Here is a 23,867-nt window from a genome sequence, read left to right as displayed (position 1 = left end):
ACTAAGTTCAATTGAACAATTGGAAGAAACGCCTACATCCATCTTAATTTGCACCGTTCGCACTTAGACAACAGGATCTGTCTCACTGTTCATCTGAATTGACGGTTCAGACGTCAATCTCCCCGCATGTACACTGTTATACACATCATCTAGACGCTTGGCAACCTGATAAAATTGATGACGGGCCGTGACAAATTTCCGACCACGACGGGCAAGTGTTTCCGCAGTCTGGGGGTCGCTCAGCAGAAAATCAATCGAGCCAACGAAAGAGTTGACTTTATTATAATCGTCCAGTAACAAACCGTTTTCCATGTCCTTGATTACTTCTGAATTTCCACCTCGGTTTGTTGTGATGATCGGTACTCCGGCGGCCATTGCTTCATAATGAACGCGAGCCAGTGGTTCCTGCCATTGCGAGCTGCAGACGAAGACATCTGCAATCGAAAATAACTCGGGAATTTGTTCTAAAGGGACATATTTTGTAAAGCGGACATGGTCACCTAACGGAGCGGCTAGTTGATACAGAGCCCGAACATACGGATTCACGCCATCATCGCTGAACCATTTTCCGCCCGCGATGACAAGTTCAGTGTCGGGATGGTTGGTCACGACCTGTTTCATGGCTTCAATCAGGAGATGAGGACCTTTAGATCGACTCAGCCGACCGACAAAAAGAATGACTTTTTGATGGTTAATATCGTACTTTTGACGCATGCGCTGACGGATGTCAACGCCTTGACGCGTCCATGAGGGTGTAAACCGATCAAGATCAATTCCGGAATAGACGACTCGAATTTTAGATGCCGCATCCGGAAATCGATCTACCACTGTCTTTTTAATATAACCGCTGATTGTCACAATCTGATCCACCAAACGGACTGCTTCCTGACCAAGTTCGTCGGAAATTTTCGCTTCACTGAGCATCTCATTGTGCAGACCGAGGATAAATCTGCTGTCAGGGGCTGCTTTTTTATAATTGACAATCTGATTCGGACGGTTGAAGACATGAATCACGTCAAAATTGTGCTGGGTTAATTCCTGGGCAACGTCATCGGCATAATGCTCACTTGGAAAACGTATATAATGAACAGTGTTCCTTGTTTCACGATCGGGCAGCAAAGGATCTGTGATCGAGAAAATCGTCAGGTCATGCTGCTTCGCCAGAAAAGGTGAAACGCCGTCAATCATCGTCTGGATCGCCCCGCCCCTTACAGCCGGCGAGGGCAGCTTTTCAGTACAGATCAAACCCAGTTTCATTCTTTTCGCTCCTTGTAAAAATCTTTTAAATAACCGATTTCTTGCTCCAGTCCTGAACGAAGTGGCATCAACGGATGATAGTTCAATAGTTTCCCTGCTTTTTCAATATCTGCCCATGTCTGTTTGGGTTCGCCTTTTGGGTCTCCGATAAAATCAATCTCAATCTTCTGATGAAATAGCTCCTGTAAAATATCAATGACGTCCAAGACTGAGGCTCGTTCTTTTCCGCCGATATTCAGGGTTTCTCCAATCACATCTTCAGCTTCAAGGACAGAGGCAGTTCCGGCCACACAATCACTAATATAGGTGAAATCGCGGCGCTGTCTGCCGTCACCGTACACAGGAACCGGTTTGCCCTGGAGAATGCGATGCACAAAGCGGTGAAAGGCCATATCCGGACGCTGTCTCGGGCCGTAAACGGTAAAATACCGCAAAATGACTACCGGGATCCCTTCGTTTTTTTGATATACTTTGCATAAATGTTCGCAGGACAGTTTGCTGACACCATATGGCGAAAGCGGATTCGTTGATGCATCCTCAGAGACCTTGCCGTCCTTTTCTCCATATACGGAAGAAGTGGATACATAAATAAATTTCTTTAACGGTTGGCCTTTGCATGCTTCCAGAAGTCTCTGGGTGGCCAAAATATTATTGGAAACGTATTGCTGAAAATCATTTCCCCAGCTTGATCGTACACCGGGCATGCCGGCAAGATGGTAAACAACATCAATATTGCTTAGCAAGCGATGAAGATCGGCATCGAGTAGATTTGCACGTAAAAAGCGGAATTTGGGATTTTTAGCATCTAATAAAGCTGACAGATTACGCTGCTTGATTGATTTATTGCTGATCCATCCATCAATTCCGATAACCGAATGCTTCTTGTCTTGCAGCAATCGTTCACATAAATGAGAACCGATAAATCCGGCAGCACCTGTCACTAATATGTTCATGATCTTCCAACTCCCACATAGTAAAAACCGTATTTCAGACCCACATAACCTGCGCCGACAACACAAATATCCATAAAGCTTACCTCCATCCTTTAAAAGACTGTTCAATGATTCTAGGAAGAGGATGAGAAGGTTACTCTGTAAATAAATAACAGGATCTTCAGGCTAAGAACGTGCACGCTGCACAAGATCAAAATCACCGCATCAAATTTTCCTTGCATCTCCTATAGCTCACAGACGAATCTATTTGTCATGCTGGATCCGATTGTGGTGTTATGCCTGACGTCCAAGACGGCCGTGAATGCTAGGCTTCGCCTACTTCTTTCCTGTTGTCCTTCTTTTGAACAGACTCTCTAAGTTGCAGTGCCCTTGATACCGGCCCTGCGACATGAAAAGACAGGGCTCGGCTAACGTAGAACTTTCTGCAGGAACTGTCTTTTTCATTCTATGTTTGGGCAGAGATACAGTAACTTGTCTATAGAAATCCATCGTCAGTAACGCAATTTTCACTTGAAAAGTTCAGTTGTAATGATTGAGAACTTTTATACATAGTGTGCCGCCCGTCACTTTATTTGCAGAGGTAATGTTCTAAAATGTAAGAATAAAATTAGGGGGACTACCACGTGTTTTTAGACTATGTGCTGAAACTTATCTTAGGCGGAACGATCATCGTCCTGGCAACCTATTTCAGCAGATCCAGACACCTGTTCCTGTCAGGAATCATAACGCTGCTCCCAATCATGACGCTGATCAATATGAGATTACAGATGAAAAATATGACCCTCAAAGATTTCAGGTTGACGCAGCGTAATGCAATCTTTGGTGCGATCGGAGCCGTAATTTTGCTCCTGTCCGTGTTCATCTTGACGAATTGGATCAAACCCATTCATGCCGTACTTATTTCCTTAGCAATCTATTTGATTTATATGCTGATGTGCAAGTACTTTTTGTGAAGATGGAGAGAAGGCGTTCCATACAAATGGTTTGTTGTGCCTAATTTCTTTTGATGCCTCATTTATAAAGTGCGCATTCGACACTACTAGACATAATTATGGAATAATTGGATCAATTGCTGTATCTTTAGTTCAGAATATATGAGACAGAGGGGGGCCGTGCTTATGATTCGGCAACTTACAGAGAAAGACAGAGACAGTGTGCTTGAATTCGCCGGAGATCGGCCGGCGGAGAATTTATTTATTCTTGGAGACATTGAAGCATTTGGCATTGAGAGCGATTCAGTCACTTTGTGGGGAGACTACGATGAACAGGGAAATTTACTCAGCATACTGCTCCGATACCTTGAAAATTTTATCCCCTATGCGCAAAATCCTGATGTTCTAGACGGAAAGGCTTGGGCGGACGTGATGCTAAAAAGCGGTAAACTAAAGCATCTTTCGGGTCTACAAAACCTCGTGGAAAAAATTGTTCCGTATATTGAAACATCTGTGCAAAAAAAGAAACTATGTTATTATGCGAAACGTGACGTGCAGCTTCCACTCGACAAGGAGCAGATGCGCGGCGATGTGAAGATGTTATTTCCGGAAGAGGCTGAGAAAGTCGTTCAGCTACGCAATTCCATATTTACTGGATACACCGAACACTCGGAAACGCTTCGGAAAAACATGGATAAAGGTGTCTCACGAACTTATTATATTGAGAGAAATAATGAGCCGGTCAGCAGCGTGTCAACAGCGGCTGAAACAAAAGGTGCTGCGATGATCGTTGGCGTCTGTACGAAGAAAGAGTACGAACATCAGGGCTTTGCGACAAGCTGCTTGATCAAAACGCTCAGCGCACTCAGCGCCGAACATAAACAGCCCTGCCTGTTCTATGATAATCCGGCGGCTGGACGGATCTATCAAAAATTAGGATTTGAAGCTATTGAAAAATGGATGATGGTTAACTATTAAACGTATACTTGTACGAAAGGGCTGTCGGCTGCACGCCGGCAGCCTGTTTGACGTTTACCCAATGATACATAATTCGACTTTATACGCCTTGATATTGAAGACGAAATTATTGCATTAAAAAATTATATTTTACGAAAATTAATTTGACAAGAAAGCGTTTTTATTCTAAACTTAGTTCGTTCGCTCGGCATATCTCTTGGGTGAATAACTGTTGTATGGAATAACAAAAGATTGATGAATGGATCTATATATTTTTAAAACGATTCATGGGCGGATTCATCGGACGAGCATTTCGCACAGGTCGTTTTGAAAGCAATTTCTTCTATTAATGCAGACATTGTTGAAAACGGTTTATAGGAGGATTTTAAATGGGTAAAAAAGATTACACCCAGTTGGCAAATGATATTGTTGCTAATGTCGGGGGTAAAGAAAATGTCAATTCATTGATTCACTGCGCGACACGGCTGCGATTTAGACTCAAAGATCAAAGCAAGGCTAATAAATCAGTGCTGGAAGATCTGCCCAATGTATTGACTGCTGTCAGTGCCGGAGGTCAGTATCAAGTCGTTATTGGCGACGAAGTGGTTCCAGTTTTTGAAGCAATCATGAAACAATATGGGTTCAGCGCTGCCGATGCCAAATCGGATGCAGACAGCACTGACGAAGCATCTGAGCCGGCTAAATCAGATAGTTGGTTTGAACGCTTTGTCGCTGTTATTTCCGGGATATTCACACCATTTATTTCAGTGCTTGCCGGAGCAGGTGTGCTGAAGGGGATTGCTATTTTGATGGCGAGTGCCCAGCCACATTGGACTTCATCGCCGATTTATATCAGCATCAATGCACTGGCAACCGGTATGTTTGTGTTGCTTCCGATTTTTATCGCAATTACCGCGGCAGACAAGTTCAATACCAACCGATATATAGCCGTGGCGTTGGCAGCTGCTATGATTTATCCGTTGACAGACGCTACTATTCCGAAAATTGCTCATTTAGGAAGCTACCCCGTTGATTTCAAAACATATGGCGGTGCCGTTATTCCAACAATTCTCGCCATCTGGCTGGAAAGTTATATTGAAAGATGGTTTAAAAAGCATTTGCCAGCAGTGACTCAATTGGTATTTGTTCCTTTTTTTACACTGATTGTAGCCGGACTATTGACCTTTTTCATTATCGGGCCGCTTGGCACCGAAGTTGGTACAGGTTTAGCATACGGATATAAATTCCTGTATGATTTAAGCCCTCTGGTGGCCGGTGCAATTTTGGGTGGCACTTTTCAGATTTTTGTCATTTTTGGATTGCACTGGGGCATCCTACCAATATCGTTCATTAATATTCAAAACTACGGTTATGATACGCTACTCGCTGTGATGTTCTGCGCGGTTGCTGGACAGTTCGGTGCTGTAACGGCAGCGATAATCAAGGCCAAGAAAAGTAAAAACAGGAGCATTGCTCTTTCAGCAGCTATCAGTGGATTTTTCGGCATCACTGAACCCGCGATTTATGGCATAAACTTAAAGTACAAAAAAGCGTTTATTTTCGGACTGGTCGGTGGAGCAATTGGCGGTGCATTTATTGGTGCAGCTGGTGTTAAATGCTTTCAATATACGCCGATTATGAATTGGTTTGAAATGCCGCTGTTTATTGGCAAAAATTCAAGTATGTGGCTGGCCTTTGCTGCTTGGTGGGCTGCTTGGCTCTGCTCGTTCTTACTTGTTATCATCTTCGGATTCAATGAAAGTAACACTGAAAAATTGTTTGCAAAAGTAACCTCGGGAAAGAAGAGTTTGACTGAGAAGAAGACGGCGAAGCTCGGTCTGGATACAGAAGATGAAGCGGCAGCCGCTGCTGAATCGGTGAAAACCGAGGAACCAACCGTTGATACGACCGGTTTGACTCTGGCAGATGAGATCTACAGCCCGATTGAAGGCAAGCCAGTGGCATTAAGTTCAGTTAATGATCCGGTATTTAGTTCAGGAGCGATGGGAAACGGAGCAGCCGTGATTCCATCTCAAGGAACTTGTGTGTCACCAGTTGATGGTGAGATAACGGTTGCCTTCCCAACTGGTCACGCCTATGGAATCAAATCGGACTCTGGGGCGGAAATCCTGATTCACATCGGTATCAATACAGTTGAACTCAAAGGAAAGTACTTTGATCCAAAGGTAGAAAATGGCGCCAAGGTAAAAAAAGGTGACGTTCTGACTCTGTTTGAACCGGATAAGATCAAGGATGCGGGTTATGACACAACGACGATGGTCATTGTAACCAATACCAATGAGTTTGAAGCAGTTGTTCCAAACCTGAAGGAAAATGCTACTGCAGAAAAATCATTAATTCAGATCTATAACAAATAAATGTAGGTAATAAAAAACAAACAGTCCGTGAGCATAAACAAGCTCACGGACTGTTTGCTTTCCAAATTTTAAAATTACTTATCTATTTATTCCGTCAAGGTTCAGTTAACAGGATCAGGGGCACTGTTTGTTTTTTTCTCAGCTTTTATAGCTTTTTTTCCTGCCCAGTAAGATGCAAGCATCGGTCCGGATATATTTTGCCAGACACTGAACAAGGTACCGGGGATCGCCGCAGCCGGTGAAAAGAAGGCAAGTGCAAGAGAAAGCCCGAGTGCAGAATTCTGCGTTCCGGTTTCAAAAGAAATCGACCGGCTCTTGACATGGTCGATGCCTAACAACCTGCTTGCGAAAAAGGCAATTGCTGAACCAATTAAGTTAATCATGATGACGACTGGGATTAGAATAAGCATCTCACGCTTAAATAAGTTGGCACTGTTTGCGGCAACGACTCCTCCAATAATTAGCAAGATTGCAGATGTTGACACAAGAGGAAGCGCCTCGGTTGCTCTTCTAACTTTTTCACCAAGAAATGTATTGACGAGAAGCCCAAGAATGACAGGCACAACAACAATTTCAAGGACATTGATAAACATAGAAACAGCAGGTATGCTAACCCAGCGCCCAGCTAAGAGCAGAAGCAGAACGGGCAGCATCAGAGGTGCAATAAAAGTCGTGACCGTGCCGATCGAAACGCCGAGAGCAACATCGCCTTTTGCCAGATAGCACATCACGTTGGCCGCAGTGCCGCTTGGACAACAACCGACAAGAATAACGCCGACGGCGATCGCATCGGGCAGCTGAAACAGTGTGCAAATTGCTAGCGAAGTCAAAGGCATAATCAAGTAATGCGCGGCTACTCCTAGTGCAACTTCTTTTGGCGCTTTGAAAACATCTGCAAAATCGGAGCGTTTCAGGGTCATGCCCATGCCGAACATGACAATTCCCAGCAAATAAGGAACATAGGGAACAACCCAGATAGCTAGTGCAGGTTGGAAATAGGCAATGGCGGCGGCTGCAAGGACAAACCAGACAAAATGTCCGCTTATAAAGCGTCCAAGGCTAACAATTCGATTCATTCGTCATTCATCCCTTCTGTTTTCGACTATCCTTTGTTGTGAATCTGTGAATCGTTCTCTCTGCTTTGAATCATTACTCATCCAAATGGTGTCACTGCAAGGTGTCTGAATCTCCTTCCTCTATAAATATTAAAAAAGCTCCCGTCCACATGATGCGAACGGGAGCTTTTTCCGGATCCCATTCGATGCCAATGAGGACCCGGACAAACGTTATTTTTAACGGTTGCCTGGATCCTACAAAATCAAGACGATTTCATTGACTCGTACATCGAATAGGAAAACCATGATTGCTAACTCCTTGCAAAACAATTTTGGTGATGAAACTATATCATCTTGCAAGGAATAATGTCAACATAATTTCGCATTTTCTGAAATGCCAGTTTTTAACGGTTGCCAAATCCTTAAATTAATTGAATCCGGTACAATCAGTTTGCTGCACTCGTAGCAGCGTCAACATTCGTATTCTTTGAGTAAGTCCCTTTTTTTCCTGCCCAGAAAGAAGCGAGAAGGGATCCGGACATGTTATGCCAGATACTGAACAGGGTAGCAGGTATAGCGGCGACCGGCGAGAAAAATGCCATAGCAAGTGCAACACCGAGCGCTGAGTTCTGCATTCCAACTTCAAATGTGATTGCGCGACTCTTAGAATGATTCATGCCAAGCAAGCGGCTGAAAAAGAAACCTAATGAGTAGCCGAGCAGATTATGCAGGATAACGACAGGTATAATCACTAACGTGCTGGCTGTCAGCAAGTCGCCATTTTTGTTAGAAGCCGCAACGACACCACCGGCGATCAGGATAATGGCCACAGTCGAAACGAGCGGCAGTGCGGCAGTCACCTTGTGAACCTTCTTGCCAAAGAAGGTATTAACCAAAACGCCAAGAACGATTGGCACGATCACAATTTCCACAACGCTGACAAAAAGTGAACTTGTCGGAATCTTTACCCAATGACCCGCTAATAGCCAAAGGATAAGAGGAAGCATTACCGGAGCAATCAAGGTCGAAACAGCGCCGATTGAAACGCCGAGCGCGACGTCGCCTTTTGCCAGAAAACACATTACATTGGAAGCCGTACCACTTGGACAGCAACCAACGAGGATGACGCCAACGGCAACGGCCGGAGGAAGATGAAATGCAAAACAGAGGGCGAAAGCAACGAGCGGCATGATTAGATAGTGGGCACAAACGCCGATGATGACATCTTTAGGGCGCTTAAAAACAGCGGCAAAATCTGATCTTTTCAAAGTCATACCCATCCCGAACATGATTATGCCGAGTAGATAGTTGACATAAGGGAGTACCCAAGTGATCAGATTTGGTTGATAATAGCTGACAGCTGCCGCTGCCAAAACGAAGAGTGCGAAATACTTGCCTAAGAACTGTCCTGTTGAAACAACAACTTTCATTATTCAAACATCCTTTCGATTTTCGTATATTCTTTCTCTCTATTCAATCGCGTGTTGAAGCGATGATCAGACTTAAGGTGGCATTTCGTGCTCTTTTCATTTAACAGTATCGGTTTCTTTTTCGGCCTTGTTGCTGTCAGACCATGCTTCTGGGAGACGCATGACACCACCGGTATGGGCGGAAGTTACGAGCGCAGCATAACGAGCGAGATAACCTGAGCGGACCTTTGGAACAAAAGCTTTTAACGATTTGCGCCGTGCAGCAAGTTCGGCATCAGTTACGTCAAGATGTACGGTTCGCTCAAGCAGATCTATTGTGATTTTTTCTCCGTCCTGAATAAGTGCGATCGGTCCACCGGCTGCGGCTTCTGGTGATACATGCCCGACTGAAATGCCGCGAGTTGCACCGGAAAAACGTCCGTCGGTAATCAGAGCTACATCTTTGCCAAGTCCGCGTCCGACAATCGACGAGGTAGGTGCCAGCATTTCCGGCATGCCCGGACCGCCTTTTGGCCCCTCGTATCGGATGACGACAACATGGCCCTTGCGGACGGTATGGTTGTCGATCGCCTCGACCGCCTCATCATGGGAGTTGAAACAAATGGCTTCGCCGGTAAATGTTTTGACCGAAGGATCAACACCGCCGACTTTGATGACCGCGCCTTTTGGTGCAATGTTTCCAAAGAGAACTGATAATCCGCCGGTTTTGCTGTACGCCTCATTCAGTGGATGAATGACTTTCGGATTCTTGATTTCCGCATCGGCGACATTTTCTCGAAGTGTTTGTCCGGAGACAGTAATCCGGTCCGGATGAATAACACCGCCCATGTCGGCAAGCGTTTTGATAATTGCGGAGATGCCTCCTGCTTCATGAACATCCTGCATCGAGAATGATGAGCTTGGGGCTATTTTTGCTAGATAGGGTACTTTTTTCGCTACGTGATTAATTCGATCGAGGTCATAGTCGATACCGGCTTCGGAAGCGACAGCGAGCATGTGCAGCACTGTATTGGTCGATCCGCCCATCGCCATGTCGAGTGCGAATGCATCATCGACAGCTTCAGGGGTGATGATGTCTCTTGGCCGAACATTATTTTTTACAAGATCCATTAATTTGTAGGCAGATTGCTTGATCAGGTCACGCCTTTCTTCAGATACCGCAAGGGCTGTACCGTTTCCTGGAAGGGCGACACCGAGCATTTCCATCAAGCAGTTCATCGAATTGGCGGTAAACATTCCGGCGCAAGAACCGCAGGTTGGACATGCGGAAGCTTCGATATCCAGGAACTGTTCTTTTGTGATTTGGCCTTCTTTAAAAGCGCCTACGCCTTCAAATACGGATGACAGGGTCAGTGCCTTCCCTTGAGCGGACAGTCCCGCTTTCATTGGTCCTCCAGAACAGAAGATGGCGGGTACATTGGTTCGGACAGCTGCGAGCAGCATACCAGGCGTGATTTTATCACAGTTTGGGATATAGAAAACGCCGTCGAACCAGTGCGCGTTGATCATCGTCTCAGCTGCGTCCGCGATCAGTTCACGGCTCGGAAGCGAATAACGCATGCCAATGTGGCCCATTGCAATGCCGTCATCAACGCCTATCGTGTTAAATTCAAATGGAATGCCGCCTGCTTCGCGTATCGCTTGCTTTGCGACATCAGCCAATTCTCTTAAATGAACATGGCCTGGAACAATGTCCACATAGGAATTACATACCGCGATAAACGGTTTGTGCATATCCTCTTCGTTTCTTACAACACCGGTTGCTCGCAGCAGGCTTCGCGCTGGAGCTCGATCCACGCCCTTCTTGATTTCATCGCTTCTCAATGTTTGTTCATCCTCTCTTTGAAAATAAAATCTGGAAATTAAAAAACTCCCATTTGAAATACAATGGGAGTTTTGTCCGGCTCCCATTCAATGCCAATGAGGACCCGGACAATCGTTTTAAATTTTCAGCGATTGCCAGGATCCTAGATAATAATCAAGACTCGAGAATGGGATAGGAATAACATAATAATCAGCCTCTTAAAATAAATAAGAATTTTCGTATGGTCAAATATAGCACTCGATTTTACGTTCGTCAACAGTCATTTCTAAAAGTTGATAGGGTAGAAAGCGAGCATCTATATGAGGTTCCGGATGCAGAAATAGATCAAGGAAATTAATTTTTGACATTCATTGTTTCAAAGTGTAATTAAATTTATACTTTAAGGACGAGTCTAGTGATGTTCGGAGAAAATATGTTTGTGCGAACGTTTTTATTCGTTGACACATGGAATAGGAGTTGATGTTTTGAAAATAACAATGAATCTGGCCAAGCTTTTTCTCGGTCTGTTTTTGTTCTCATTGGGCGCTGTCTGCACCATCAACGCTCATTTAGGCCTGCAGCCGTGGGATGTGCTGCATCAGGGGCTTTCCAGAACCCTGCACATGACGATCGGAATGGCCAACATTCTCGTGGCGTTCCTCATTGTCATTGTGAACAGGATTTTTGGAGAGAAAATAGGATTTGGCACATTGGCAAATATGTTGTTCATCGGTCTTTTTATGGATATGCTTATGCTGAATCACCTTGTGCCCGAGTTTCAAAACCTTTCTGCCCGTATTCTGATGGTTCTTGCTGGACTGGTAATCATCAGTTTCGGTACCTATTTATACATAAGCGCGGGTTTCGGCGCGGGTCCAAGAGATGGTTTGATGGTTGTGCTCGCGCGCAAGACCAAGCAGTCCGTTCGTCTGATTCGAACCTGCAACGAAGGCGTTGCCTTGCTGCTTGGCTGGATCCTTGGCGGTTCAGTTGGAATCGGCACGGTCATCATGGTTTCTTTGATTGGTATTTTTGTTCAAGCAACGTTTAAATTGTGCCGATTTGACGTCAAAACCGTGCACCATATCTATCTTGACAGACATATGTTTGAAGGATTTGTAAGCAAAAACGGACAGATGAATGGAGGAAACGACCATCATGCCATTTGATACACATAATCATACACATTTTTCATTTGATGCGGATATGAACATCCAAGATGCACTGAAGGAAGCGGAAAAGTATAATTTGAATTTAGTGCTTACCGAACACTATGATCTGAACGAACAACAAGAAGACGGCAGACCGGTTGACTTCGAAATTGATCGCTATTTTGAAGCGTATTCATCATTTCGTGGCGAACGATTATTGCTCGGAATCGAGCTAGGGTTGGATAATCGTCCTGATTACATAACACGTAATCGAACGATAGCAGAATCACATCCTTTCGATATGGTTATTGGTTCTGTTCACAATCTTCAGGACTATGACATGTACAGTGATCGTACGAAAAATTTCCTCTCCAAACAGGACTTTTTTTCACAGTATCTGATTTATGCGGAGAACACGATCCATCAAAATCCGTATATCGACACGTTTGCGCATATCGACTATCCGTGTCGCTATCTCACGTATTCAGATAACGTGCTCCGTTATGAAGATTTTCCGCTGTTGATTGACAATTTTCTTTTTACACTGATTGAGAATGATATTTGCCTGGAGATCAATCTTCGCCTGATTGATCAGCCCTCATTCAGGGAGGGACTTGAAAGCATCGTTCGCCGGTATCGAGAGTTGGGTGGTAAATACGTGACGATTGGTGGCGACAACCATTCACCGGATACAATTGGCATAAAATATCCGTTAGGCCTGGCGATGGCAAAAGAATATCAGCTTACTCCAGTTTATTTTAAAAACAGAAAAAGAATAGTAGACCAACTGCAATAAACTGGAATTTTAGTTAACGGATATAACCGGCTGTTTTTATTTTTTTCTAAAGAAAGATATAATAATCGCAGTACACTTTGACTTATCAAGCGAAGGATCTGTCTGAGCGAGAAACGAACAGGATGTGGTGACATTGACCCGATCATTTCAGAAATTGAATGAAGAAAAGGTATTTAAAGATCCTGTACATCGCTATATTCATGTTCGTGATCGACTGATTTGGGATCTGATCGGCACTTCTGAATTTCAACGCTTAAGGCGGATCCGTCAGTTAGGAACGACTTTCTTAACCTTCCATGGTGCAGAACACAGCCGTTTCGGACATTCACTCGGTGTCTATGAGATTACCCGGCGCGTGATTGATATTTTCAAATATCGAAGTCTTTGGGATGACTCAGAAACGATGATCGCCCTGTGCGCTGCGCTGCTTCATGATGTGGGCCATGGACCATTCTCGCATTCTTTTGAAAAAGTCTTTGGCACCGATCATGAAAAATATACGCAGAAAATTATTCTTGGCGACACAGAAATCCATCGCCTTCTAAACGAGCAGGGGGATGGGTTTGCTGAAAAAGTGGCGGATGTGATCGGAAAAACTTATCCGAATCGCCTTGTAGTCAGCCTGATCTCAAGCCAGATTGATGCCGATCGCATGGACTATTTGCTTCGCGATGCCTATTTCACAGGGGTCAGCTACGGTCATTTTGATATGGAACGCATTTGGCGGGTGATGCGGTCTCAAGATGATCAAATTGTTTATAAACTGTCTGGGATGCATGCGGTGGAAGACTACATCATGAGCCGCTATCAGATGTATTGGCAAGTTTACTTCCATCCGGTGACGCGCAGTGCGGAAGTCATTCTCACTCAGATTCTTCACAGAGCGAAAGTGCTGTATCAAAATGATTTTCGTTTCAAACATACGCCAACACCTTTGATCAAGCTTTTTGAAGGAGAAATGGAACTCCGTGATTACCTTAAGCTGGACGAGTCGGTTATTATGTATTTCTTTCAAGCCTGGCAAGAAGAAAAGGACACAATTCTCAGTGATCTGTGCTGCCGATTTATGAACCGGCGCTTGTTCAAGTATGTTGAATTTACACCTGAATTAATTGGTTCAAAGGATGAGCTGACCGGAGCATTCAGAGAAGCGGGTATTGATCCGGACTATTATTTGGAAGTCGATTCATCGTCAAATTCTCCATACGATTTATATCGGCCGGGTGAGGAAGGCGAGAGACAGCCGATCCAGCTTCTAATGCCCGATGGGACGCTTCATGAACTGTCCCAAGAATCAGATGTTGTCGGTTCGATCACAGGCATGCGCCGAACGGACTGCAAACTCTACTACCCAAAAGACAGAGTGCTTGACTTACCTGACGATTCACAGTCGAAGCGGAAGATAAGAGAGATTTTAGGCATCTAAGACCAACGCGAATAGAGAAGAAAATCTATAGTAGAGCTTGTTCAAAAAGGAGGACAAAAAGGGCCGAGGTAAGGCAAAACGCCACGTCCTGTGGCATACCTGACACTAGCACGTCCTGTGCGTCGAAGATCAAGGAAACGCAGTTTCGAGTACCGGAGCGTACTTCTACAGGATGTAGTGACTTCAACGTTGCGTACAGGACGTACGCGTTCTTAGTTGGAGTTCCCCTGTTAATACGTGAGGAGCGGAGAAACAAGTTGACGCAGAACTTCCACAGGATGTGGTGACTTCTGCGTTGTGCACAAGACGTGCACGTTATTAGCAGAAGATCCTTCTTACCTTTTCCCGGACTTTTTGAATATCCTCTAAAAGAGATTAGGAACTACTTGGGGGAATAGTAACATGTTGGAAGATCACGCCAAAATTGCGTCGCTGATTCACCAAGCCGGTGAAATTTCAGGAAGCAAGAAGCTTCAAAAAGTCGTCTACATACTGCAGAAACTCGGATATCCTTTTGACCAGATTTTTCACTTTCATTTTTATGGCCCTTACTCAGAAGAACTGTCCGTACAGCTTGAGGAATTATGTCATTTCGGTTTTTTGATCGAAAACAGGGAGGATAAGGGTGAAGAAGAAAAATGTCATTATCGTCTCTCCGAAGCGGGAGAAGGATTTCTGTCCCATTACAAAAACATCTTACCCAGCGTACGGAGTCTTACACAAAAAGTTATGGATCAGAATACGTGGTTTCTTGAACGTGTTGCCATACTGCTTTACTTTGATTACTTGCCCCGGAATGAAGCCGTTAAGAAAGTTGAATCCATCGAAAAAAGAACGATTCAGGAAGACCTAGAACGCACCTTTTCTTTCATTGATGAGCTCCGTGTTCTCCAATCAATTGAACAGCCCATGCCTCACTGAATACTCACTTCGTATCGAAAGATAGGTCGATCACTTTCAATGCAGGCGGTGTCATCCGTATGTGTGTACAAATGAATAGGTTTGACAATAAAAAACGGATGGCTTGAGTACCATCCGTTTGCTTAGTTAATCTAGTTCTTCAAGTTGATTTAACAGTGTCTTTAAGGCTTTTAAATCATCCAGACTGAGTGTGATGCCTTTGCCCATTTTTTCGCCGTCCGGCGCCCAGTCTCGCAAGTCATATTTTGGAGCTCGTCCGTTCCAACTAACCATGTTCAGTTGTTTCGACCATCCGCTTGAAGACTCGGTTAAGGTTCCAATCTTCTTAACCAGTTCAAATTGAATACTGCTCATCACTTGCACCTTCCTAGACTTTTGACTAATGAGGATAATAAAAGGAACATCGATAAATGAATGACTTACATTAATATGAAATGTTCATGAAACCAAGAATCACCACTCAAGATTTCACGGCTGTCGGCGATAATATGCGGTTCGCCTTCTTCGTCCTGAGTGACAAGATGTCCTTCCTTATCCTGTTCTGCCATGTAAAAATTGTTTACCTTGAAAAGCAGCCGTGCCTCCATAAAATCAAGAGGAACCTCCACGGTCTCCCCATACACATTCTTAATGCATCTGACCAAGATCATGTTTCACAAATCCTCCAAAAACAGCCTGCATTTGCCTGATATCAAGAAAAATGACGCCATAAACGCTCGGGACGACAGGATTTTCTGATCATTAGGACATCGCTACATTTAGAATAAGGGTTGCATGGCTATTTGGCAATGGCTGGGACTCAAGGCATGCGTTGTTAAGCATGATCTTTGATTGTTTCTGTCGATTGGATTGATTGGACCATTGTATTATTGTGAAGAACGGCAAGTGTGCATATAGGTATGCTTCATTTGCCGTGCCCAGTTCATGGCTGCTTCACTGTCTGCATCTAAACAGTCGCGAACTTGCTCAGCATACCTCATAGAAGGATTTCGCCAGCGCATTTCTGCCTGATTAAGCGCTTGTTCATAGACGTCAGGCAGCTCTTGTTGTTCGACGAATGCCTGCAGCACGTCAAATAACACGTTCATCTTATCTGTAAAAGCTGGGGAAACATTCAGCATAGCTGCCTCATCGGATAGCGCATTTGCTTCTTTCTGCTCAGGCATTGTGAAGGCATGCGTTTCGTTTTGGCTGCACCAGAGCAGGTAGAGATGCATCAAATAAAGATCGCTCGGATTGATCCCTGTGTGAAAAAGCGGGTTGAGATCCGGAATGCGCACTTCAACACGGGTTGCATTCGGATCATCAACAAGATCCTCGAATCCTTCTCCTTTGATGCGGACAAGCTGATAAAGTTCACGAGGACTTTCAATTGCTCCGTTTTTTACAGCAGCACGCAATGAATGAATGTAGGCATTGGGACTAGAGTAATCTGGATAGACCGGCTGGTCGTTTTTATAACCATGGACGCTGAGTCTGGCAGAACGATAACAAACCTCTCCGATTTTTTCCGGACTCGCAGCCAGCAGGTGAACGAGAAAATAGCGGTGGCGGAGCGCTTGTTGGGCAAGGTCCAAATAAAATCTGTTACGTTCATCCTGGCTCACAAACAGATCATCTGCAAATGAGCAATTAAAATGAATACCGCAATAAAGCTGTTTCCGTCTTCCATACTTGTTTGATAGATAGATCCGATAGTCCGTTTTTTCTTTGCCTTCCAGTCCAAAATCGGCAATTGGAATCTGATCTTCCGGCGGCAGATGTGTAGGCGGACTGCTAAGCGGCCATAATAATTCAGATTTAATGCTGGTGAAGACTTTTCTAGTCAGTCTTTTCTCATGTTCCAGTGTTTTCTGAATAGATGGAGCAACAGGAGTGACGAGTTCAATCTGGCTCTCCGAAAAGTCAGTCGTAATTTCCGGATTAGTCAGCTTATCGCCGAATGCCTGTGGATGTGGGGTCAATGCTAATGCCCCATTCGCATCAATTCTTAAATTTTCCCGCTCTAGACCGAACTGTCCGTGAACGGATAATGGATGGATGGAAAAGGGCCTTTTATTGAGCATATCGTTTCCTCGCATTCTTAAAATACTTAGGTTCTGTTCATTTCTACTGTTGATCATGGTCCATTTTTAGAGATACGAAATTTGCGAGATTCCTGAGGAACGGTACTCGTTGATAGCGAGGAATTTCGCATTGATCAACACGATCTAAGAACAGAGCTAATACTTAAATAAACACAGCATGGATTTACTACTCTTGAGTCTAAATGATCTGCGAGTGCGATTCAATTAATTTAACCGTTGACGACAAAGCCTTGCTCTGTTTTTATTCATTGTGGTTGTACAAGGCCGTTCTGCATTCATCTTATGACTCGAGTCACAAGTGTTTTCCGCCAAAGTATAAAATGCTGGAAATCAGGAAATGGTGTCAAGGCTTCGTCGATTGAGCTTAAATGAGCGTTCTTGACATTCCTGTGATAGAATAACGACAGTGAGATTAATCACTTTTCGAAAGGGTGATCCGTTTGGACATTTTTCACCAAGATGGAAAAAAATCAGGATTTAATATTATAAAAGGCGATTCAACAAAAGGACACGGCGGATTCGGCGCTGGCTTGATCAACCTGGACAACATGTCTCCGGTCATTATTGATGTGGAGGCAGGTACGGCTGCAGTTGATATGGGTGCGCTTCACGCACGCAGTGATATCGAGCGTAGAATTCGCTTTTCGGCTAATAAAGCAGATCTCCAGGGCGGTGGCAAGAAGTACTGGCTCGTGTGGGTGAACACTGAGGTGACAAAAGAAGGACCTCATTACTCAGGAGCTGCCGCCGCTGAAATGATTATTCATCGCGAGATCAAACGCGGATATAAAATTTTGGCCGACCATGTAAACAAAATGGATAAGGCATTGAAGGGCAATGTAGATTTAAGTGAAATGGATACGAAATCCAAAAAAGTGCTGGGCGAATTTCTGAAGAGCGTTGCTCCTGGCCAGTGGGAGAAAGCGAATCCTGAATTGAAGGCACAGCTTGAAACTGAATAATGATTAATATCCACTTTAAGAGTTAAAAGTGCTGAATCAGGACAATACCGATAATCATCAGTGTGAGACCGGTGATACGCGGCCAATTCAGTTTATGCTGCTGGACACCAAACCAGCCAAAATGATCAACGGCCATTGCAAGGGTCATTTGCCCGCAAAGCACGGAGACAACAGTCAACGCGGAGCCGAGAACAGGGAGCAGCAAAATATTAGATGTGACGAAAATAACGCCCATCATGCCGCCGACCCAGATCCACTTAGGTGCTTGTGGAACGATTCGCCAATCCATCTTCATTGTGTGGTCGATAATCAGCGTAAGCAGAGCTAGAATAATGGTTCCGGTTGTAAATGAGATGAGCGAAGCAATAAAAGGTGACCGGACGGCATACCGTAATTGGGTATTTATAGATGTCTGAACGGGCGAAACCATACCCGCGGCCAGGCCCCAGATGAGCAAGATACTGGTAAACAGGTATTTTTTTCGGTTAATAGTCATTGGTGTACTCCCTTCAAAATCTCTTGATCAGATAGACACCCGCGAACATGCATGTGATACCAATTAGTCTCGGAATGTTTAGTTCATGCACTGGAACATTGAACAAGCCGAACTGGTCGATGGCAATGGCCATAATCATTTGGCCGCACAATGTGACGACAACGGTAAGCGCTGCACCCAATCGCGGCAAAAGCAGGATGTTTGTTGTCAGGTAAAAGACGCCGAGCATGCCACCGCCGATCCATATCCACCAAGGATGATTATAAAAAGCAGCTGGGTCGAAGGCGATCCGGTGATCAATTGCTAGAGAAAGAATGATTAGAGTCAGTGTTCCGGTAAAAAAAGAAATAAAAGAGGCCAGAAAAGGTGACCCCACTTGCTGGCCTAACTTGGAATTAATCGATGTCTGCACCGGAATAATGCCGCCCGCGATCAAACCGCCAGTCAGAAATAAAATAATCATATATGTAACCTCTCGTGTGTTCTAAACGTAATTAAGTATAAAAGAAGAACTTCGAAAAAGAGAAATAAAATGACTCTATAACTTGGAAATATTTTCAACAAATAAGATAAAACAGGGACTTTCCTTATTATTGATGGAAAGTCCCTATTACATATTTACTTATTTCCACCAGTGGAACAGGCGGTCTAGAATGGAACGATGCGCTTTATTTTCTTTACGTTGATCTGCTGTTTTTTTCTTTGAATCGCCGCAATATGTTGTTGGCTCAGTTCCCTTAACAAAATAGGTTGATCGTCCCGGACAGGCTTTGCTTGCCCGAAGGCCACTCTTTGGATCAATACTGACACTAACTACACCTTTCGGAGGCTTAAATCGATTCTTTGGCGTGCCTTCGAGCGCAGATTCGATAAAATGGCTCCAAATGGTTTTGGCATAACCAGTGTCTGGAGAGGTGGTAATGGTTTCACCTTTGTCATACCCGACCCACACTGCGGCAACTAGGTCCGGCGTGAATCCTGCCATCCAGCTGTCTGTGGATGTTGATCCTGTCTTTGCTGCCACTTTATGAGTCAGTAAGCCGGCGACAGGACCGCCGGTGACTTTCGTATACCCATTCAGCTTTGTATCAAAAATGCCGGTCATCATCTGTGAAAGAACAAAGGATGTCTGCCGATTGAGTACCTGCTTTCTGTCCGGTTGCCATTCATAGAGTATATGCCCTTTTCCATCAACGACCCGAGTAATCAGTGCTGGCTTGATGCGCGCGCCTTCATTAGCAAGTGTTGCGTAGCCACGAGCAAGTTCCAACACGCTTACTGGTTTTGAACCGAGCGCGAGTGAAGGGATCGGGGCAAGGGGACTTGTAATCCCGGCTTTTCGTGCCGCGTTCACTAGCTTCTCCATGCCAATTGCCAAATGCGTTTTTACAGCGAAAATGTTGTCGGAAAGAGCAAGCGCCTGTTCCATGGTAATCGGTTTGTTCGCGTAGTAGCCGCCGAAATTGTTCGGCGCATAATCCGAATGTCCGTGATCAAAAGTAAATTCGGTAGGCGCGCTTTTTAACCGGGTAGCGGGTGTGAATCCGTTTCGCAATGCCGCGTAATAGAGAAACGGCTTGAAAGCAGATCCTGGTGAACGTTTCGCGTTCATCGCCCGGTTATACGGACTGCTTTGGTAGTCGCGTCCACCAACCATTGCGACGATACCGCCGGTTTTCGGATCGAGAGCGATCAGCGCTGTTTGGATGCTCGATGTGTCCGGTATAGCATACTTCACCCAGTACTCGGCTGTTTTCTGGGTTTCAGAATCGAGCGTTGTATAGACCTTGATTCCGCCCGATGCCAGTTCTTTACGGCTGATATGCAGATCATCCGTTAATTCTTGTCGAACTGCGTCTTGAAAATAGGGCGCTTCCTCCGTTTTTTGTATGTCTGAGTGCGTCAATTGCAGAGGGGCATGATAGGCAATCTCAGCGCGCTTCTTTGTCAGAAAGCCGCTTTTCACCATGGTATCCAAAACGACTTTCTGCCGTTTCTTTGCTTGATCATAATGGAGAAACGGTGAATAAAGGCTGGGACCGTTTGGAATACCAGCGAGCATACTGGATTGAGCGAGTGATAGATCTTCAGCCTTTTTATTGAAATATACTTTTGCTGCTGACTCAATTCCGTAGGCGCCATGTCCATAATAAATCGTATTTAAATAGCCTTCGAGAATATCTTTTTTCGATTCATTCATTTCAAGTCGAACGGTGTAGAACATTTCGGAGAACTTGCGCAGCCACGTTTTGTCATTGGTTAAAAAAAGATTCTTAGCGTACTGCATCGTGATCGTACTTGCGCCTTGAGCTTTGGTAAAACTGCGCATATCGATCAGGGCAGACTGTGCGATTCGACGGAAATCGAATCCATGGTGCTGGAAGAATCGACGATCTTCAACTGCGAGTGTGGCCAATTTGATCGAGGGAGCCATTTTTTCGATATCCGTCCAACGCCTGTTCGTTGTGTCCCACTTGCCGATAAATTGGCCGCGACTGTCATAGAAAATGGCGGGGCGAGATGCCGGAATATTCATTGGGCCAGCAATCTTTGCAGACAGCAGAAGAACAAAGATGCCAAGCAGCAGCATGGCGGGCAAAAGTGCGATGAACCAAACTGACCACCTCATAAAGCTATTCTTCCTTTTTCGGATCCTCATGTCAGAAAACATAAATCAGAACCTCCTCAATCCGAAAAATAGGCAGCCGTAGGCAAAGCCTTGCAGTTTATTTACTTTTAACATTATGGATAAAGCAACCTTATTCTAAACATTGAGGACTGAAAGGGGCGAATTCAGGTATAAATGTAAGAAAAAAATAGAATCCTTGGAAAAATAGTGGAGTTAACCTTGCTCAGAGATAGTCAATATTTTATAGTAGTATAAGTATGGGGACATGCGGTCATGAAGGAAGGCGGCTGAATGAAAACGCGTAACGCCGAGATTGTATTTACAAGCCGGATGAACGGACATGGGCAATCGGATCAGGAACAAAAAACAACGGCTGTCCTCCGCGGGCGGATTGGTGTGAGCGGTTCCAGCCTGTATTTAAGTTTTAGCGATAAGATTGCTGACGTTGGCCCGGCTGATTATACAGTAAGAATAAGTGGAAATGAGGCGCTCATCCTGCGCAAAGGTGCGTTGCCGATGAGGCAGCCGTTGTTGCTTGGAACAACAATGGATGGAACGTACGAAACAGCATTTGGTCTCATGGAAACAAAGGCAACCGCCGAGAAAATAGAAACAGTTTCCGATTCGTCCGGAAATTCAGGATCGGTTCATCTTGTTTATGAACTGAATATGCAAGGACAGTCAGTGGGAAAACTGACGCTTGATTATCACTACATGGTTAATTAAAGGCTGCGCATAGAAAGGTGCGGCTTGCGGAGCTTTTAAATAGATGGTTCTGTTCATTTCTACTGTTGTTTAGAGAGGCTCGCGGGATCGCACGCGGTCGCGCCTGTTGATGCGAGTGAATTTCGCGTTGGTCAACACTATCTATGAATAAAGCCAAATTGACAAAATAGTGTACGACATGAGCAAGCACGATTTTTTGGAGGTTATAAGATGACGATTGTTGAACAAGTCAAGAATCAGTTGAAGGAAGAAATTATTAACGCAGTCATTAAAGCGGGACTGGCAGAACCGGAGCAGGTTCCGGATGTGGTACTTGAAGTCCCGAAGGATAAAGCGCATGGCGACTTTGCTGCAAATATGGCCATGCAACTCGCGCGGATCGCGAAAAAGGCGCCGAGAAAGATTGCCGAAGAATTAATCAGCAGTTTTGACAAAGAGAAGGGTCATATTCGCAAGATCGAGATTGCAGGACCTGGTTTTATTAACTTTTTTCTTGATAATCAGTATTTAACGGATCTCATTCCAACTATTATTGAAGCGGGTGACGGTTATGGCGCTTCAGAAAGTGGAGCAGGCAAGAAAGTCTTGGTTGAATTCGTCTCTGCGAACCCAACCGGAAGCTTGCATTTGGGCCATGGCCGCGGGGCAGCGGTTGGCGACGCTTTATGCAAATTGCTGAACAAAGCAGGTTATCATGCTGTTCCGGAATATTACATTAATGACGGCGGAAACCAGATCACGAATCTGGCGGTTTCTATTGAAGCGCGTTATTTACAAGAACTAGGAAGAGATGCGGAAATTCCTGAAAATGGCTATCACGGCAAAGATATCATTGAGTTGGCAAAACAGCTGATTGCCCAATATGGGGATTCACTCTCGTCGAAACCGACAGAAGAACGAATCCGTTTCTTCCGCAACTTTGGTGTCGAACATCTAATGCGCGGCATTAAGAAAGACCTTGCAGATTTTCGCGTGCATTTTGATCAATGGTTCTCGGAACGATCCCTTTATGAGGAGCACAAGGTTGAAGAGGCTCTTGATTTTCTGAAAAATAAAGGCGAAACGTATGAAAAGGACGGCGCTTTGTGGCTGAAAACTTCTGAATATGGGGATGACAAAGACCGTGTTCTGGTCAAGTCCGATGGCAGTTATACGTACTTCATGCCGGATATCGCTTACCACAAGGATAAACTCGATCGTGGTTACGAACAGCTGATTGATGTGTTTGGCGCGGATCACCATGGTTACGTGCCGCGGTTAAAAGCAGCCATTCAATCGCTAGGTTACGATCCGGATCAGTTAACGGTTCAGATCATTCAGCTTGTTAATCTTTTTAAAGACGGCGAGAAGGTGAAGATGAGCAAGCGTACCGGAAAAGCTGTGACGATGCGTGAATTGATGGAAGATGTCGGTGTTGATGCTGCTCGTTATTTCTTCGCAATGCGCAGCTCGGACAGCCATCTTGATTTTGATCTGGATCTTGCCATTTCACATTCAAACGAGAATCCGGTGTATTACGTTCAATATGCGTATGCGCGAATCAGCAGCATGCTGAAACGTGCTGAAAACTTTGAACATGATCATATTGCAGACCTAGATTTAAACTTGCTCTCCGGTGAGAAAGAAGTCGATCTACTGAAAAAATTGGGCGATTTCCCTGCAGTTGTCGCCGACAGCGCGGCAAAGCTTGCAATCCAGCACGTCCCTGCCTATCTATTCGATCTTGCCTCTTGCTTGCATAGTTTCTATAATGCGGAAAAAGTACTCGACGAGAGCAATGTAGCATTAAGCAAGGCCCGAGTGGCGCTAATGAAGGCCGTACGCATCACACTGAAGAACGGAATGGAATTAATCGGCGTCGACGCACCTGAAAAAATGTAACTTATGACATATAAAGAACAGCTTCC

21 protein-coding genes are annotated in these 23,867 nt (G+C 44.7%); 10 read left to right on the top strand and 11 right to left on the bottom strand.

Annotation, left to right across the window (positions count from 1 at the left end):
* Nucleotides 1-63: 63 nt before the first annotated feature.
* Together P343_RS26190 and P343_RS26185 are read right to left on the bottom strand one after the other, a co-directional pair.
* Nucleotides 64-1,257 (bottom strand): glycosyltransferase family 4 protein, encoded by a 1,194-nt coding sequence (locus tag P343_RS26190; protein WP_023509740.1) that lies wholly within the window; start codon nucleotides 1,255-1,257, stop codon nucleotides 64-66.
* Nucleotides 1,254-2,210: an NAD-dependent epimerase/dehydratase family protein gene (locus tag P343_RS26185; RefSeq protein WP_023509739.1), complete on the bottom strand. Its 957-nt coding sequence runs from the start codon at nucleotides 2,208-2,210 to the stop codon at nucleotides 1,254-1,256. The genes P343_RS26190 and P343_RS26185 overlap by 4 nt, the downstream gene beginning before the upstream one ends.
* 623 nt (nucleotides 2,211-2,833) lie before the next feature.
* Here P343_RS26185 and P343_RS26180 point away from each other — a divergent pair.
* The 3 genes from P343_RS26180 (at nucleotide 2,834) to P343_RS26170 (ending at nucleotide 6,477) form a co-directional block, all read left to right on the top strand.
* Nucleotides 2,834-3,163, top strand: coding sequence for a GlpM family protein (locus P343_RS26180; RefSeq protein ID WP_023509738.1), 330 nt, complete (start codon nucleotides 2,834-2,836; stop codon nucleotides 3,161-3,163).
* Between the two features lie 165 nt (nucleotides 3,164-3,328).
* Entirely contained in the window at nucleotides 3,329-4,120 is a 792-nt protein-coding gene (locus P343_RS26175) for a GNAT family N-acetyltransferase (RefSeq protein WP_023509737.1), read from the top strand.
* 368 nt (nucleotides 4,121-4,488) lie between these two features.
* On the top strand, nucleotides 4,489-6,477 hold the full coding sequence (locus tag P343_RS26170) for a beta-glucoside-specific PTS transporter subunit IIABC (protein WP_023509736.1): 1,989 nt from the start codon (nucleotides 4,489-4,491) through the stop codon (nucleotides 6,475-6,477).
* A 101-nt stretch (nucleotides 6,478-6,578) separates the two neighbouring features.
* Here the strand turns inward: P343_RS26170 and P343_RS26165 are convergent, their stop codons facing one another.
* The 3 genes from P343_RS26165 to ilvD all read right to left on the bottom strand — a co-directional run bounded on the left by P343_RS26165 (nucleotide 6,579) and on the right by ilvD (nucleotide 10,786).
* Nucleotides 6,579-7,553: a bile acid:sodium symporter family protein gene (locus tag P343_RS26165; protein ID WP_023509735.1), complete on the bottom strand. Its 975-nt coding sequence runs from the start codon at nucleotides 7,551-7,553 to the stop codon at nucleotides 6,579-6,581.
* Nucleotides 7,554-7,978: 425 nt separating this feature from the next.
* Entirely contained in the window at nucleotides 7,979-8,962 is a 984-nt protein-coding gene (locus P343_RS26160) for a bile acid:sodium symporter family protein (protein ID WP_023509734.1), read from the bottom strand.
* A gap of 96 nt (nucleotides 8,963-9,058) precedes the next feature.
* Nucleotides 9,059-10,786, bottom strand: coding sequence for a dihydroxy-acid dehydratase (ilvD, locus tag P343_RS26155; RefSeq protein ID WP_023509733.1), 1,728 nt, complete (start codon nucleotides 10,784-10,786; stop codon nucleotides 9,059-9,061).
* A 465-nt stretch (nucleotides 10,787-11,251) separates the two neighbouring features.
* On the opposite strand from ilvD, the gene P343_RS26150 reads away from it, so the two are divergent.
* From P343_RS26150 to P343_RS26135, 4 genes are all read left to right on the top strand, one after another.
* On the top strand, nucleotides 11,252-11,935 hold the full coding sequence (locus tag P343_RS26150; RefSeq protein ID WP_023509732.1) for a YczE/YyaS/YitT family protein: 684 nt from the start codon (nucleotides 11,252-11,254) through the stop codon (nucleotides 11,933-11,935).
* On the top strand, nucleotides 11,925-12,713 hold the full coding sequence (locus tag P343_RS26145; RefSeq protein ID WP_023509731.1) for a PHP domain-containing protein: 789 nt from the start codon (nucleotides 11,925-11,927) through the stop codon (nucleotides 12,711-12,713). Before P343_RS26150 ends, P343_RS26145 begins: the two co-directional genes overlap by 11 nt.
* A gap of 133 nt (nucleotides 12,714-12,846) precedes the next feature.
* On the top strand, nucleotides 12,847-14,139 hold the full coding sequence (locus P343_RS26140) for an HD domain-containing protein (RefSeq protein ID WP_023509730.1): 1,293 nt from the start codon (nucleotides 12,847-12,849) through the stop codon (nucleotides 14,137-14,139).
* A gap of 402 nt (nucleotides 14,140-14,541) precedes the next feature.
* The gene (locus P343_RS26135) at nucleotides 14,542-15,060 is read left to right on the top strand and encodes a YwgA family protein (protein WP_023509729.1); all 519 of its coding nucleotides are present in this window, start codon (nucleotides 14,542-14,544) and stop codon (nucleotides 15,058-15,060) included.
* Nucleotides 15,061-15,186: 126 nt separating this feature from the next.
* Here P343_RS26135 and P343_RS26130 read toward each other — a convergent pair whose 3' ends face one another.
* The 3 genes from P343_RS26130 to P343_RS26120 all read right to left on the bottom strand — a co-directional run bounded on the left by P343_RS26130 (nucleotide 15,187) and on the right by P343_RS26120 (nucleotide 17,126).
* Nucleotides 15,187-15,414: a YdbC family protein gene (locus P343_RS26130; RefSeq protein ID WP_023509728.1), complete on the bottom strand. Its 228-nt coding sequence runs from the start codon at nucleotides 15,412-15,414 to the stop codon at nucleotides 15,187-15,189.
* A gap of 65 nt (nucleotides 15,415-15,479) precedes the next feature.
* A complete protein-coding gene (locus P343_RS26125; protein ID WP_023509727.1) occupies nucleotides 15,480-15,710 on the bottom strand; it encodes a hypothetical protein in 231 nt (76 codons plus the stop codon).
* Nucleotides 15,711-15,926: 216 nt separating this feature from the next.
* Nucleotides 15,927-17,126, bottom strand: coding sequence for a glutathione synthase (locus P343_RS26120; protein WP_023509726.1), 1,200 nt, complete (start codon nucleotides 17,124-17,126; stop codon nucleotides 15,927-15,929).
* A 452-nt stretch (nucleotides 17,127-17,578) separates the two neighbouring features.
* On the opposite strand from P343_RS26120, the gene P343_RS26115 reads away from it, so the two are divergent.
* The gene (locus tag P343_RS26115; RefSeq protein WP_084297745.1) at nucleotides 17,579-18,109 is read left to right on the top strand and encodes a YwhD family protein; all 531 of its coding nucleotides are present in this window, start codon (nucleotides 17,579-17,581) and stop codon (nucleotides 18,107-18,109) included.
* A 22-nt stretch (nucleotides 18,110-18,131) separates the two neighbouring features.
* On the opposite strand, the gene P343_RS26110 is transcribed toward P343_RS26115, so the two are convergent.
* From P343_RS26110 to P343_RS26100, 3 genes are all read right to left on the bottom strand, one after another.
* Nucleotides 18,132-18,605 (bottom strand): DMT family transporter, encoded by a 474-nt coding sequence (locus tag P343_RS26110; protein ID WP_023509724.1) that lies wholly within the window; start codon nucleotides 18,603-18,605, stop codon nucleotides 18,132-18,134.
* Nucleotides 18,606-18,618: 13 nt separating this feature from the next.
* The gene (locus P343_RS26105; RefSeq protein WP_023509723.1) at nucleotides 18,619-19,068 is read right to left on the bottom strand and encodes a DMT family transporter; all 450 of its coding nucleotides are present in this window, start codon (nucleotides 19,066-19,068) and stop codon (nucleotides 18,619-18,621) included.
* Between the two features lie 159 nt (nucleotides 19,069-19,227).
* The gene (locus P343_RS26100; protein WP_236620338.1) at nucleotides 19,228-21,234 is read right to left on the bottom strand and encodes a transglycosylase domain-containing protein; all 2,007 of its coding nucleotides are present in this window, start codon (nucleotides 21,232-21,234) and stop codon (nucleotides 19,228-19,230) included.
* A 291-nt stretch (nucleotides 21,235-21,525) separates the two neighbouring features.
* Between P343_RS26100 and P343_RS26095 the strand changes: the two genes are divergently transcribed.
* Both P343_RS26095 and argS read left to right on the top strand, forming a co-directional pair.
* Nucleotides 21,526-21,960, top strand: coding sequence for a YwiB family protein (locus tag P343_RS26095; protein WP_023509721.1), 435 nt, complete (start codon nucleotides 21,526-21,528; stop codon nucleotides 21,958-21,960).
* Between the two features lie 210 nt (nucleotides 21,961-22,170).
* Nucleotides 22,171-23,841: an arginine--tRNA ligase gene (argS, locus tag P343_RS26090; protein WP_023509720.1), complete on the top strand. Its 1,671-nt coding sequence runs from the start codon at nucleotides 22,171-22,173 to the stop codon at nucleotides 23,839-23,841.
* The last annotated feature ends 26 nt before the right edge of the window (nucleotides 23,842-23,867 follow it).

Source organism: Sporolactobacillus laevolacticus DSM 442 (assembly GCF_000497245.1).
In the GTDB taxonomy this organism is placed as follows: domain Bacteria; phylum Bacillota; class Bacilli; order Bacillales; family Sporolactobacillaceae; genus Sporolactobacillus; species Sporolactobacillus laevolacticus.
Note: the sequence above shows the minus strand (reverse complement) of the source record. Positions and strands in the feature narration are given on the sequence as shown.

Excerpts from the sequence above, each read along its gene's own strand:
- P343_RS26190 (WP_023509740.1), bottom strand. The coding sequence starts at position 1,257 with ATGAAACTGGGTTTGATCTGTACTGAAAAGCTGCCCTCGCCGGCTGTA.
- P343_RS26185 (WP_023509739.1), bottom strand. The coding sequence starts at position 2,210 with ATGAACATATTAGTGACAGGTGCTGCCGGATTTATCGGTTCTCATTTA.
- P343_RS26175 (WP_023509737.1), top strand. The coding sequence starts at position 3,329 with ATGATTCGGCAACTTACAGAGAAAGACAGAGACAGTGTGCTTGAATTC.
- P343_RS26170 (WP_023509736.1), top strand. The coding sequence starts at position 4,489 with ATGGGTAAAAAAGATTACACCCAGTTGGCAAATGATATTGTTGCTAAT.
- P343_RS26165 (WP_023509735.1), bottom strand. The coding sequence starts at position 7,553 with ATGAATCGAATTGTTAGCCTTGGACGCTTTATAAGCGGACATTTTGTC.
- P343_RS26160 (WP_023509734.1), bottom strand. The coding sequence starts at position 8,962 with ATGAAAGTTGTTGTTTCAACAGGACAGTTCTTAGGCAAGTATTTCGCA.
- P343_RS26145 (WP_023509731.1), top strand. The coding sequence starts at position 11,925 with ATGCCATTTGATACACATAATCATACACATTTTTCATTTGATGCGGAT.
- P343_RS26135 (WP_023509729.1), top strand. The coding sequence starts at position 14,542 with ATGTTGGAAGATCACGCCAAAATTGCGTCGCTGATTCACCAAGCCGGT.
- P343_RS26130 (WP_023509728.1), bottom strand. The coding sequence starts at position 15,414 with ATGAGCAGTATTCAATTTGAACTGGTTAAGAAGATTGGAACCTTAACC.
- P343_RS26125 (WP_023509727.1), bottom strand. The coding sequence starts at position 15,710 with ATGATCTTGGTCAGATGCATTAAGAATGTGTATGGGGAGACCGTGGAG.
- P343_RS26120 (WP_023509726.1), bottom strand. The coding sequence starts at position 17,126 with ATGCTCAATAAAAGGCCCTTTTCCATCCATCCATTATCCGTTCACGGA.
- P343_RS26110 (WP_023509724.1), bottom strand. The coding sequence starts at position 18,605 with ATGACTATTAACCGAAAAAAATACCTGTTTACCAGTATCTTGCTCATC.
- P343_RS26105 (WP_023509723.1), bottom strand. The coding sequence starts at position 19,068 with ATGATTATTTTATTTCTGACTGGCGGTTTGATCGCGGGCGGCATTATT.
- P343_RS26100 (WP_236620338.1), bottom strand. The coding sequence starts at position 21,234 with ATGAGGTGGTCAGTTTGGTTCATCGCACTTTTGCCCGCCATGCTGCTG.
- P343_RS26095 (WP_023509721.1), top strand. The coding sequence starts at position 21,526 with ATGAAAACGCGTAACGCCGAGATTGTATTTACAAGCCGGATGAACGGA.
- argS (WP_023509720.1), top strand. The coding sequence starts at position 22,171 with ATGACGATTGTTGAACAAGTCAAGAATCAGTTGAAGGAAGAAATTATT.